Genomic DNA, 12,740 nt, shown 5'->3' with positions numbered 1-12,740 from the left:
CTTACATATCCTCTTTATTAGCAATTTGAAATTCATTCTCGTCCTTATGATATTGTTGGAAACTATCAATGAGATGATCGAGGTGCAGTAGTTGTTCATAATAGTCAATAATTACTCCAATTAAAGGTAACACTTGATAATGATTTAAATGATCATTAATATTTTGTGCATTGAAATCTTTAATAAATGATTGTAACAGAAAATATCTTCCGTTGTGTGCTTCCTTTTTTGCATCCTCAGTTGGTTGACTCTTTATTTTTCCGATAAATTTTAATAGAATCTGTTCATGAAAGCCTAATAAGCAATCGAGTTCAGATATAATCATAGATTGAAATTCTTTTGGCATATGGCGTAATTCATTTTCTAGTCGGTGTAATAGCTTTAATGTGTCAAGCGACCGATTTGTTACGATAATCATTTGCCTAAATAGTACAAGTTTCCTTGTTTTTACATATTTATGTTTTCTCAAGTAGATTCTTTCTTCTTTATATAATAAATACATTTGATCAAGCTTTATCATATTATCTTTTAGTTTATTTATATCGTTCTTTAAGAACCCATGTTCAGAGGCATTTCTTGTACTCATTCGGATCCATTTTATAATTTCTTCAGTATTTTCAACTATATTATAGTAGAGCTTTGTTTCATATTTAGGTGGTAAAAAAATTAAATTTACGAAAAAAGCTGATAGTATCCCAAGCATAATGGTCGAAAATCGTATGAATGAAAATTGAATAAAGTTGTCGGTTGGACTTGCCATAATAGCGATAACTGTAACCAATGATATAGAAATTGTTTTTTCTAGGTTAAGCTTTAAATTAATAGCAATTACGATAATGGCAGTTAATCCAATAATAAAAGGGTCGTTACCAAAAATCAGTACGAAGATCACAGCAAAAATTGCCCCTATAATATTTGCTTGAGCTTGTTCAATGATAGATAAATATGACCGATAAATTGAAGGCTGTATTGCAAAAACAGCTGAAATCCCTGCAAACACAGGGGAAGGCAGGTTCAACATATGAGCCAAAAATAATGCAAGAGCTATTGCAATTCCCGTTTTTAACATTCGGGCACCGAGTTTCATTTTTAACAATGTCCTTTCATTTAGGCTAAGTAAAAAAATAACGTACAACTGATTTCTAATAATCTACACTTGTTTTTACTATGCCTAGCAAAATGTAAATAATAATGTACTATACAATGATTATGATTTATTGGCAAGAGATAGAATGTGTCAATCGATTTTAATTATTTGTAAAGGTGAACATTAATATAGTTAGAATAAATAGGTAGTTAAAAATTGTATTAGATCAGGGGCTTAAATATGAGCAAAGGTTTTTAGTTTAGCTTTGATACATAAAAAGAAAGGTTGCTTCATCCGCTGCTATTTATCGTAGTGTAGTTAGTATCTTTTTGGGTCATATGATGACAAGCGCTTTAATCTACTTATAAATGTTTAAATGTTATAAGATTTATAAAAGGTTTTTTTCGTAAACTTTGTTGCTACTTCTTTTAAAAAATGGACAATATGACGAGTTTTATGAATGCTCAATAAATCTAAAAATAGAAAAGATTCCACGAACGCTAGTTGACTACGTGCTTATATCTTTGAACGAAAAGCAACAATCAATGCTAAAACAGCTTTATAAAAAGAAGTAAGCCCCTTACCTCAAGAAGGCGGGGCTTAAATTAGCTTTTGAAGACTCTGTTTTTACTTATTGAATTCGAAACTAAAGGACTTTATTATTCAGTTGATACAGAAGGGTCAGCTTGTTCTTTTGATGGAATCAATTGTAAAAAGTTGTTTTCAAGATCTTCAAGTAATACATTCAATTCCTTTATTTCATCAGACTGATCAGTTTCACTAAGTGCTTCAATATATTTGTTAAGTAGCTCTTTGACATCGTCAATGCCTTTACTACTTAATGGCTCTATAGAAACTTTTGCACCTTTTGCAATTCTTTTCATTATAGCTTCTTTCGTAAGACCCATTTCAGGCTGATGTCTTAAATAAACTACTCCACCGGTCATACCTGCACAAATCCAAGGGCCTGGATCACCTAAGACGAGTCCGCGACCGTTAGTCATATATTCAAAAGCAAATCCTTTAATATTTGCATGTACACCTATATTGCCATGTTCTTTATCTGGAATAGGCGTTGTTACTTTTCCGCCAATGATCATATCTGCACCAGATAAACGAATTCCTGCACGAGCATCCGCATTACCTTGGGCAATGAGTAAGCCTTTTTGTGCTCCATAACCGAAGCCCTTTCCAACAGCACCATTATAGTATTTTCCATCTTTTCCTTTAGATTTAAGGATTGAGATATTGCCACCAAAGGAAGTTTTTCCAATGCCGTCCTGTGCACCACCATCAACTTGGATATTAATACCACTACTGTTGTAAGCACCTAAACCATTCCCAGGGATGGATCCGTTTGTATATTTTAATGTTACATTTGGAAGTTGTTCATATGAGCCATCGAGACGTCCACGTACACGGTGACATGACACGCGACTTCCAAGAATACGTTGTTCTGCCGTTACGGTCGTAAATTCACGAGAGAGATGTAAGTCTTCTACTTTGTCATCTAAATACTCTGCACCTACAGCTGTAGCTAATTGCTTTTCTGCTTTTTCAACTGGTGTATCTCGATAAGAAAATTGCTCAACATCAAGTGTTGATAATAAGCGTGATAAGTCCATCGCATCAATCCCGTGAACCTGTTCAAGTAAATCAGATCTACCTACAATATCTTGCAAATTAGTCATGCCTAATGAAGCGGTTAAAGCTTTCAGTTCCTTGCCAAAAGCGGTAAATAAATTTTCAAGTCCTTGTACTGCAGCATCAAATTGTCTAGGAACGAACCTACGGAGTCCGTGCTCTTTCGCCTGAGCTTCTGATTCGATTTGCGTCGCAATTCCAACGTGACAAGAATCAAGATGACATCCTTTACATGTCGTACATCCAATCGCAATCATAGATAGGGTTCCAAAACCAATTCTGTTTGCGCCGAGCAGCATTATTTTCAAACAGTCTTTTGCGCTTTTTATACCACCGTCAGCCCAAAGTTCAACCTTGTTCCGTAAACCAGCTTCTAACAAGGCGTTATGTGCAGCCTTTACACCAATCTCTACAGGAAGACCTACGTGTTGTAAAGCATGTATTCTTGCAGCACCTGTACCTCCATCAAAACCGCTAAGTGTGATAATATCTGCTCCAGCTTTTGCTATGCCAACTGCAATCGTTCCGATATTAGGGACGACAGGTACTTTCACTATAACTTTTGCTTGGTCATTAGCTGTTTTCAGTTCTGATATCATTTGAGCTAAATCTTCAATTGAATATATATCATGGTTATTAGACGGCGATATTAGATCAGAACCAATCGTTGCGTTTCGTGCTTCTGCAATTTTGGCAGTTACTTTCGATCCAGGAAGATGTCCACCTTCACCAGGCTTAGCACCTTGACCTATTTTAATTTCTAGTAAATTTGATGAGTTTAACAGCTCAGCGTTTACTCCAAATCGTCCTGATGCTACTTGCTGTCCACGAGTATGAGGGTATTTTCCTAGCATATCTTTAATTTCTCCACCCTCACCATTAAGGCTAACCATATTTAATCGATTGGCTGCTTCAGCATATGCTCTAAATGCAATTTCATTTTGTGATCCGAATGACATTGATGCAATGACAAATGGTAGATCATGATTTGCTACACTAATGTCAACTTTTTCAGTAGGTACTGGTTTTTCTGTCTGCTTCAATTCTGTTAAATGACGTATTGTCGTTGGGTTAGCTCCTTCTTGCTCCGACAGCTTTTCACGATATAAATCATATGAACCTGTCTTTGCAACATCACTAATGGCTTTCCATAAACGCGGGAACAAATGAAAAGTTTTTCCCGGACGCGCGCTTTCGTTTTCAAAATCTTGTGCTCTTGTAATCGCATCATTTTTAAGAGATGCAAAATTATGTTTCAATTCGTTTGATCCGAAAAAGTTTACAACGTTTAATGTACTTGCCACTTCATCATGCAATCCAATTGCTGAGAAGAGCCTGCCATATCCACGGAGCTCGTGTATGCCGATCGTAGATATTACCTTTTCTAAACCTTTATTTAATGAATTAAATAGGTTTTGGGTTTTCATAGTTGTGTCATCAGCAACAGTAGCGAATAATAAATACGGACTAATAACATTAGCTCCAAGTCCATAAGCAACAATAATATCATGTAATGATCGGATAGCCCCTGAGCGTAATAGTATAGAACATTGTCGTCGTAATTGTTTTTTAACTAAAGCTTGATCAATTGCAGAAGTAATGAGCAAAGGATCAATCCATAACTTCCCGTCACTATGTGCCTGAGCATCATCGATAATTATGATAGATTTTCCATTAATTACAGCTTCACATGCTTCTTCTACAAGACGATTTAACGCGGTTGGAATCGTTTCATGGTCCTCGTAAACTGATGGTAGAAAGTGGGTAAGTTTATGATTGCTGAATGTTTGCACTAATTGATCGTAAGATGGTTGACTTAAGTCATTAGCACATGCATTTCCAATACCACCTTCTAAAAGAATTGGAGATATAAGTTCAACTGCATAGCTATCCTCGCTGTTATCAAAGAGAGATGGTCTTTTTCCGACAATGGTTCTAGTTGAAAAATGTTCAGTTTCTCTATCGCGATCTATTGCTGGATTCGTTACAACAGCGACACTTTCCTTAATAAAATCTGCAATATTTTTTCTAGAATTATTAATTGCTGCAAGAGGTGCATCGTGGCCTAGAGAACGAATCGGCTCCGCCCCTTTTTCCGCCATTTGTTCAAGCAGTTGAATATGCTCTCTATCCCAACCAAATGCAGAATATTGGCGGTTATGAACTTTAGTTTCGTTAGAGATCATTACTTGTTTTTCATACGATGGATAAGTTAAACGTTCTCTATAATTTGTCATATCGCATCTACTATTAAATCTATTGTATACCTCTTCTTGGTACTTATCATATTCATATAGTTTTATATAATTGTCTTCTCCCCATTTTAAGCCGACTTTTTCACCAGGAGAAAGTGGTTTCGGTTCAGCAACAAATTCACTCGCAGAAATGATGCCTTGTTCAGAAGCGAAAAGATAACTAGTTTCAGTTTCTACTTGCCATAATGGGCGTAATCCTAGTGAATCGACACTAAATACAGCTTCGTCATTATATCTAGATATAATTCCCGCAGGCCCCTGAGCAAAGTGTCCCCAAGCTTCTCGAATGTAAGTATACAAATCTTGAAGATGGTTAGGGAATGTTTTTATTTCATTAATAATTGGTGGAAATAGGACATCAACTGCCTCAAACAAACTATAGCCATCTCTAGCTATGAATGTTTCTATTGTTCGATTTAAATCTTGTGAATCACTCCCACCATCCGTTAAAGGAACTCCAATCATTGTTGCTTCATCACGAAGTTTGGCAATTGTATTAATTTCTCCGTTATGTCCTAATACACTAAAAGGTTGTACTCTAAAAAAGTTGGACAGTGTATTTGTTGAATAACGGTTATGACCTAATGTCATAGTAGACGCAACTAATGGATTTGCTAAATCATCGTAGTATTTTGGTAAAATATCTCCAGCACCCATGACTTTATAAACAGCATGGTAATTACTTAATGATGCAACATGAACATTTTCATCTTGCTCAATGTTAACTGTTAAGTCAAAAAGAGTATTAGCTAAGTTATTATTTGTGTCTTCTGGTAATAAGGCTATTTGCCAAAAGATCGGATCTTGTTGTGAGGCGATAGGGCCTAAGGCTCTAGATGAAGTAACTTGATCTGATTCAAATACAATTGTCAATTCATGTTCTTGGAAGAGATGTTTAATGCTATCTTTTATTTTTTTCGTGTTTTCAGATTTAGTAATGAAAAGATGACCAACGATGAAATCATGTCGACTAGCGAGTTGTGGATCTTGATTTGATTTTGTTAACTTTTCTTCCCAAAGAGCTTTTGGAATATCTATATGAATCCCAACACCATCACCTTCACCGTTAATAAATCCGGCACGGTGGTTCATAGTAACGAGAGCATTGATACATGTGTCGATATTTGCCTTTGTAGGGATTTTTTCCTTTTCAATAGCTGATACAATTCCACAAGCATCATGCTCGGCGTGTTGATAATCTTCGAATAAGCTTGGGCTCCAGTTGTTTTTCATACAAGCGGCTTTGAAGTAGGATATGGTATGTTAAAGTTAATTTTGATCACAGTTGTACCCACTTTCTAGCCGTTCACCTCCTATTTAGAATGATCTATAAAACATATTGGATAAGGTTACGAGGAATCAAATTTGGGTGAATCGTCTTAAGCAATGAGTTAGTGTTGGGTAATGAGGACAGACACTACTTACTACACCTGTTAAGAAGCTCTCACCTGTGGAAGTGAGGTCTTTACCTCTAGAACGAACGATTCAATTAAAAGTATATAAGAATACTAATAATTGAACGAAAAATCACAGAATTTAAAACCTATTCTAACATGTTCTGTAGAAAAAATCAATTATTTATTCATAATTGTTTATATAATATACATAATACTGAATAGTCAATCAATTTTACACAAAACAACAATGTTGATGTGTAAGCGTTTTCATAAGTGTGTTTCAAACAAACACTATCAATTATTACAAGATAGTGTTTGTTTGAAATGTATAATTATGCATTTTTCAACTGTTTAAATGCAGTCCCGACAGCCTTTATTGTCGTTCGAATGTCTTCTTCTGTATGAGCTATAGTAATAAACCATGCTTCATACTTGGAAGGAGCAAGGTTTATTCCTTGAGTAAGCATAAATTTGAAAAATTTAGCAAAAGTATCGCCGTTTGTCTTTTCAGCTTGTTCATAGTTTTCAATGGTTTCATTCGTAAAATAAACAGTTAGGGCACCTTTAAGTCGGTTAATTGTTATAGGGATTTCATAAGTTTTTGCGTGAGTCAAAATGCCCTCTTCTAGCATCGCTCCCAAGTTATCTAGCTTTTCATATACATTGTTTTGTTGTAATACTTCTAGGCAGGCAATACCAGATAAAATAGATGCGGGGTTCCCAGCCATCGTTCCCGCTTGATACGCTGGTCCGAGTGGTGCTACTTGCTCCATAATATCAGCTCTGCCACCGTATGCTCCAATAGGTAAGCCTCCGCCAATAATTTTACCTAATGCAGTTAAATCTGGTTTTACGCTTAGTAAGTCTTGAGCACCTCCGTACATGAATCGAAATGCTGTAATAACTTCATCATAAATGACAAGACTTCCTGCCGCATGTGTTAACTCATTCACTTGTTGTAAAAAGCCAGGTTTAGGTTCCACTATTCCAAAATTCCCTACTATTGGTTCTACAAGTACTGCTGCAATTTGATCTCCCCATTTTTGAAGTGCTTCTTTAAATGGTTCTATGTCATTGAATGGTACAGTAATGACTTCTTGAGCTATACTTTTTGGAACACCTGCAGAATCAGGTGTCCCAAGTGTAGACGGTCCAGAACCTGCAGCAACTAGAACTAGATCAGAATGACCATGATAGCATCCTGCGAATTTTATAATTTTATCACGCTTTGTATAAGCACGTGCTACTCTAATGGTGGTCATCACTGCCTCTGTCCCAGAATTAACGAATCGGACTTTCTCTAATGACGGCATAGCTTCTTTTAGCATCTTTGCAAAAGTAATTTCATGTCGTGTCGGCGTTCCATACAATACGCCATTTTCTGCAGCAGTTTTTATTGCTTCAGTAATATGTGGATGGGCATGCCCAGTAATAATAGGGCCGTATGCAGCTAAGTAGTCAATATATTTATTGCCATCAACATCCCAAAAGTAGGCTCCTTTCGCCTTTTCCATAGTTACAGGTGATCCTCCCCCGACAGCTTTGTAAGAACGAGAAGGACTATTCACACCTCCAAGAATGTGTTGTAAAGCTTCATTATGTAATTGTTTAGATTTAGTAAAATTCATAACTAACCTCCATAATAGTTTCAATATACACCTGTTATGCTTGTCGATTGGTTAAGCTACAGTTCAGTGCATTATTCTTCGATTCATCATGATCCTTCATTCAAGGAAAAATACACCTGCATATTTTATAGATCGCTTGCTTGTCGAGGATGAACGATGCACTTGCGCTTTTATTAATCCAGCTCCAGCGCCAATCCCCTCGAGGTCACTTCACTATTTCATTTGAAGGCAAAAAACGCCTTCTAATGAAATACTTCCAGTGCTTGTCGGTGATGAACAAGGCGCTTCCGCTTTTATTAATCCAGCTCCGCCTCCTAGCCTCTCGAGTCGTTTCACCTTTTCATCAGAAGACAAAAAGCGTCTTCAGTTGAAAAGCTTCCAAGGCTAGTCGAGACTAAACAGTCGGCTCCGCTTTTATATTTATTATACTATCAAAATATATTTTTGGTATGCTGTATGCTTTGTATTTGTTTCATTCACAATATTTATATAAACTAGTTTTTATCGTGTGTAGTTGGAGGGAAGAAAATGAAGAATGTAATAGAAGTAGATAGGCTGAACAAAGAATTTAAGTCCTTCTCAAGTCGAGCTGGGTTAAAGGGAGCGTTTCGAGATTTATTTACTCGAAATTATAAGTTAATACATGCTGTTGATGATATATCGTTAACGATTAAAGAAGGAGAAATGGTAGGTTACATTGGAGAGAATGGTGCTGGTAAATCAACAACGATTAAGATGCTTACAGGAATTTTAACTCCATCGTCTGGAAGTGTTCGAGTGAATGGGATGAATCCTCATAAAGATCGTGAAAAATTCGTAAGAACAATCGGGGTAGTGTTTGGTCAGCGGTCACAATTATGGTGGGATATTGCGGTACAAGAATCATTTAGGTTATTAAAAAAAATATATCAAGTGTCTGATGAAGACTATAACAATCATATGGGACACGTTATTGAAACTTTAGATATTGGACCTTTGTTGGATAAGCCTGTGAGAAAGTTGTCTTTAGGTCAACGTATGCGCTGTGAACTAGCTGCTGCTCTTATCCATAACCCGCCGTTATTATTTTTAGATGAGCCTACAATTGGTTTAGATGTGTTAGTAAAGCTTAAGATTCGGAAATTCTTAAAAGAAATAAATGAAAAATATAAAACAACAATATTACTAACGACACATGATTTATCGGATATTGAAGCATTATGTGAGCGTGTTGTCATGCTTGATGAAGGGAAAATAATATATGATGGTTCATTACAAGCCCTTCGATCAAATTGGGGTGATGGTAAACAAATACAGTTTCAATTTACGAAGGAAATAAATGAAGCTGAATTATTGTCACATACTGCTGATCTAGATGTTAAGTGGCAAAATCATGAAAGAATGAATGTTTGGATTGCAAATGTCAGAGATGAAGAAACAATCATTTCAGAGCTCATTAGAAGAATTGTGGCGGTATACCAAATTAAAGATATTAATGTTAATGAGGTTGCTACTGAAGAAATTATAAGAAATATATACGAAGAAGGCGTTGTTAATGGATAAATACATAGAAATGATTAGAATACGCTTCTTAATGATGCTTGCTTATAGAACAAACTATTACAGTGGGATTTTAATTTACAGTATAAATATAGGTGCCTACTACTTCTTATGGACAGCAATCTACGGTGATAAGGGAGAGTTACAAGGATTGTCTGTTATACAAATGACTACGTATGTAGCGGTAGCATGGATGGCTAGAGCATTTTATTTTAATAATATTGATCGAGAGATTGCAATGGAGATACGTGAAGGAAAGGTAGCGATAGAACTCATTCGTCCTTACAACTATTTGGGTATGAAGACGATGCAAGGCTTAGGAGAAGGTTTGTTTCGTTTGTTGTTTTTTTCTTTACCAGGGATGTTTATTGTAGGATTAATTTTTCCTTTTAATTTTTCTACTAGTGTATCAACATGGCTTTATTTTATTATTGCAATTGTTTTAAGCTTTATTATAAATACTCAAATTAACTTAATTACGGGAATAATGACGTTCTTTTTATTTAATAACGATGGCTTAATCCGTGCAAAAAGAGTAGTGATTGACCTTTTTTCAGGACTACTGCTACCTATTAGCTTTTATCCATTATGGGCACAAGAAGTTATGATGTTCTTTCCGTTTCAGGCAATTAGCTATATTCCGAGTATGATATTTACTGAAGGATTCAAAGGAAATGACATCATTGAAGCACTTATGTTCCAACTTATATGGGCAATCGTATTAGTCATACCTATTAAGCTTTTATGGAATAGTGCTAAAAAGCAGCTCATCGTTCAAGGAGGATAAAAACGTGTTTTACATATCGACTTTTTTTCAATACGTTAGTCAATATTTAAAAACGAGATTACAATATAGAGCAAACTTAGTCGTTGAAATTTTATCTGACTTATTATTTCAAGGTGTAAATCTCGTGTTTATATTAGTGGTATTCGGTCATACCCAATTGCTAAATGGGTGGAGTAGGGAAGAAATCATCTTTATTTACGGCTTCTTCCTTGTACCGTTCGCCTTGTTTACATCTTTTTTTAATATTTGGGATTTTAATGAGAGGTATATTGTTAAAGGTGAAATGGATCGTATTTTAACTAGACCAATTCATAGTTTATTTCAAATTGTGCTTGAGAGGATGGAGCTTGAGTCATTATTTGGTGGCGTGACAGGAATTGCGATAATGAGTTATGCAGCTTATCAATTGGAGTTAGCTTTTCACTGGTATGATGTAGTGATTTTTATTTTATTTGTAATCGGCGGCGCACTTGTCTATGCCGGAATTTTTATTATGATTGCTAGTATAGGCTTTTGGTCTGATGCTCGGACGTCAATTATGCCTATGATGTATAACATTGGAAACTATGGAAGATATCCAGTTGATATTTATAATAAAGTAATCCGTTACATATTAACATGGATATTGCCATTTGCATTTGTTGGAGTTTATCCAGCTGCGTATTTTCTTAAGAGAACAGAGTGGTACGGATATTCTTTTATTACTCCAATTATTGGTAGTTTGTTTTTCGTCTTAGCTGTAGTTATATGGAACATAGGAGTGAAAAAGTATAGAGGGGCAGGCAACTAACATAACGGATTTCATTTCTATGCCCTTTATATAAATACGATGGTTGTTTCACGTTGATTGATGTTTTTCGTACTAAGAAATATACTTGGAAAAACAACTATGATACCGGGGCATCATTTCATTTTATACGCCGAGGCGCTACTTTATGTAAAACCTTAGTCTAAATTTTATTAGGCTAAGGTTATTTTGTTCGATTAATTAAGGCTGTTTTCACGTTGATTGTTATTTTTCGTAAGAAATAAATACCGTATAAGCTAAGCGTTCGTTGCATCTTTTCTCATTTAAAATGAGGTCAATTTATCTATTGCGGTCCTAAATTAATCTCTATAGCAACAAAGTTTTCGAAAAAAGACTTTATTTATGTACAAAAGAGAATAGGCTTGTTTTTTTTTCGTATATATAGAGTAGGTTTATTCGGTGAAATATTGGAGGGATAGAAATGGTGAGTTTTATCGTCTTGCTTACTTTTTTTTGCATTATAATGAGTGTCAGAACGATATGGAGTTTAAAACGAAAAGCCCACCAATTAGTTTCCTTTGAGAATTTGTTTGCGTTAGTTACTATTTATATAACGGTCTTAATCGGGTTTGGGTTAATCTATACGATACTTGAGGAAAATGGCTATTCAATATTAAAAGAAGATGGTCAACATATAATAGGGGATTTTCTTACTAAGCTACAAACAAGTATGTATTTCAGTGCAATAACATTATTATCTGTAGGTTATGGTGACATAACACCAGTTGGAGCCGGCAGATGGATTGCGATAGCAGAGGCATTATTAGGATACACAATACCAGCAGCCTTTGTCGTGAAGACAGTTATCCAGGTTGATAAGAAGGAGAGCTAATGAGAAATCATATTCTCATCTACCTTCCTAAGCTCACCACGGAGCGAAGCGTGGAAGAGGGAGGCTTCTGGGTGATAAATTGACACAGAAAGATGTGTTATGTATAATGAATTCAAGATATTGGATATTGAGAGGTTTGATATAATGGAAGAAAATAAAGAAATTAATTCTGCACTTAAGCTTTTTGTTGTAATGTCAAAAGCACAGCGTTCTATTGTAGATGTTGTCAGTAAAGATGTTAAAAGCTATGGCTTAAACACAACTGAATTTGGTGTGCTGGATTTATTATATAATAAAGAAAAATTTCCATTGCAGAAAATAGGGGAGCATATCTTAATTGCTAGTGGAAGTATAACGTATGTTGTTGACAAATTAGAGCAAAAAGGGCTTATTGAACGAAAGGGTTGTCCGAAAGACCGTCGTGTAACTTATGCGGCAATAACCAAAGCTGGGGTCGAGTTAATGGACGATATATTTCCGAAACATAAAAAGGTCATTGATGAGATTTTCTCTGTGCTTTCAGAAGATGAAAAACAAATAATGATTGGATTATGGAAAAAAGTAGGGTTTCATGTTTCGCAGTCATAGTTAATATTTAGAGACAAAATTTTTTTTGGTTGCATTTATCTTGAATTCGTGATATATTAATTCATGACAATTCAATTGTGTTAATAATAGTCGAATGATACCTCGATTTAATAATATATAGAATTGAGATGTTTATGGTAATTAATATTTTTTGTAAATATATCTCTAATTAAAG

The 12,740-nt window shown here is 35.3% G+C and carries 9 protein-coding genes; 5 read left to right on the top strand and 4 right to left on the bottom strand.

Annotation, left to right across the window (positions count from 1 at the left end; all coding sequences use genetic code 11):
- Nucleotide 1 precedes the first annotated feature (1 nt).
- From SLH52_RS18935 to SLH52_RS18920, 4 genes are all read right to left on the bottom strand, one after another.
- Entirely contained in the window at nt 2-1,087 is a 1,086-nt protein-coding gene (locus SLH52_RS18935) for an aromatic acid exporter family protein (protein ID WP_320210817.1), read from the bottom strand.
- 659 nt (nt 1,088-1,746) lie between these two features.
- Nucleotides 1,747-6,219 carry a glutamate synthase-related protein gene (locus SLH52_RS18930; RefSeq protein ID WP_320210816.1) on the bottom strand — a complete coding sequence of 1,491 codons (4,473 nt, stop codon included), beginning with the start codon at nt 6,217-6,219 and terminating at the stop codon, nt 1,747-1,749.
- 496 nt (nt 6,220-6,715) lie between these two features.
- Nucleotides 6,716-8,011, bottom strand: a complete 1,296-nt coding sequence (locus SLH52_RS18925) for a glutamate-1-semialdehyde 2,1-aminomutase (protein WP_320210815.1) — start codon at nt 8,009-8,011, stop codon at nt 6,716-6,718.
- Nucleotides 8,012-8,224: 213 nt separating this feature from the next.
- On the bottom strand, nt 8,225-8,365 hold the full coding sequence (locus SLH52_RS18920) for a hypothetical protein (RefSeq protein WP_320210814.1): 141 nt from the start codon (nt 8,363-8,365) through the stop codon (nt 8,225-8,227).
- A gap of 174 nt (nt 8,366-8,539) precedes the next feature.
- Between SLH52_RS18920 and SLH52_RS18915 the strand changes: the two genes are divergently transcribed.
- The 5 genes from SLH52_RS18915 to SLH52_RS18895 all read left to right on the top strand — a co-directional run bounded on the left by SLH52_RS18915 (nt 8,540) and on the right by SLH52_RS18895 (nt 12,565).
- Nucleotides 8,540-9,553, top strand: a complete 1,014-nt coding sequence (locus SLH52_RS18915; RefSeq protein WP_320210813.1) for an ATP-binding cassette domain-containing protein — start codon at nt 8,540-8,542, stop codon at nt 9,551-9,553.
- The gene (locus tag SLH52_RS18910; protein WP_320210812.1) at nt 9,546-10,337 is read left to right on the top strand and encodes an ABC transporter permease; all 792 of its coding nucleotides are present in this window, start codon (nt 9,546-9,548) and stop codon (nt 10,335-10,337) included. Before SLH52_RS18915 ends, SLH52_RS18910 begins: the two co-directional genes overlap by 8 nt.
- Nucleotides 10,338-10,341: 4 nt before the next feature.
- On the top strand, nt 10,342-11,127 hold the full coding sequence (locus SLH52_RS18905; protein WP_214480474.1) for an ABC transporter permease: 786 nt from the start codon (nt 10,342-10,344) through the stop codon (nt 11,125-11,127).
- Nucleotides 11,128-11,566: 439 nt separating this feature from the next.
- Complete coding sequence (locus SLH52_RS18900; protein WP_320210811.1) at nt 11,567-11,977, top strand: ion channel; 411 nt, start codon at nt 11,567-11,569, stop codon at nt 11,975-11,977.
- Nucleotides 11,978-12,121: 144 nt separating this feature from the next.
- Nucleotides 12,122-12,565 (top strand): MarR family transcriptional regulator, encoded by a 444-nt coding sequence (locus SLH52_RS18895; protein WP_320210810.1) that lies wholly within the window; start codon nt 12,122-12,124, stop codon nt 12,563-12,565.
- Nucleotides 12,566-12,740: the final 175 nt, after the last annotated feature.

The organism is Cytobacillus sp. IB215665, assembly GCF_033963835.1.
GTDB lineage: Bacteria > Bacillota > Bacilli > Bacillales > SM2101 > Nanhaiella.
This window is presented reverse-complemented; position numbering and strand designations above follow the sequence as displayed.

What these genes read in the sequence shown, in the direction of transcription:
- SLH52_RS18935 (WP_320210817.1), bottom strand. Translation starts at nt 1,087, where the DNA reads ATGAAACTCGGTGCCCGAATGTTAAAAACGGGAATTGCAATAGCTCTT.
- SLH52_RS18930 (WP_320210816.1), bottom strand. Translation starts at nt 6,219, where the DNA reads ATGAAAAACAACTGGAGCCCAAGCTTATTCGAAGATTATCAACACGCC.
- SLH52_RS18925 (WP_320210815.1), bottom strand. Translation starts at nt 8,011, where the DNA reads ATGAATTTTACTAAATCTAAACAATTACATAATGAAGCTTTACAACAC.
- SLH52_RS18915 (WP_320210813.1), top strand. Translation starts at nt 8,540, where the DNA reads ATGAAGAATGTAATAGAAGTAGATAGGCTGAACAAAGAATTTAAGTCC.
- SLH52_RS18910 (WP_320210812.1), top strand. Translation starts at nt 9,546, where the DNA reads ATGGATAAATACATAGAAATGATTAGAATACGCTTCTTAATGATGCTT.
- SLH52_RS18900 (WP_320210811.1), top strand. Translation starts at nt 11,567, where the DNA reads ATGGTGAGTTTTATCGTCTTGCTTACTTTTTTTTGCATTATAATGAGT.
- SLH52_RS18895 (WP_320210810.1), top strand. Translation starts at nt 12,122, where the DNA reads ATGGAAGAAAATAAAGAAATTAATTCTGCACTTAAGCTTTTTGTTGTA.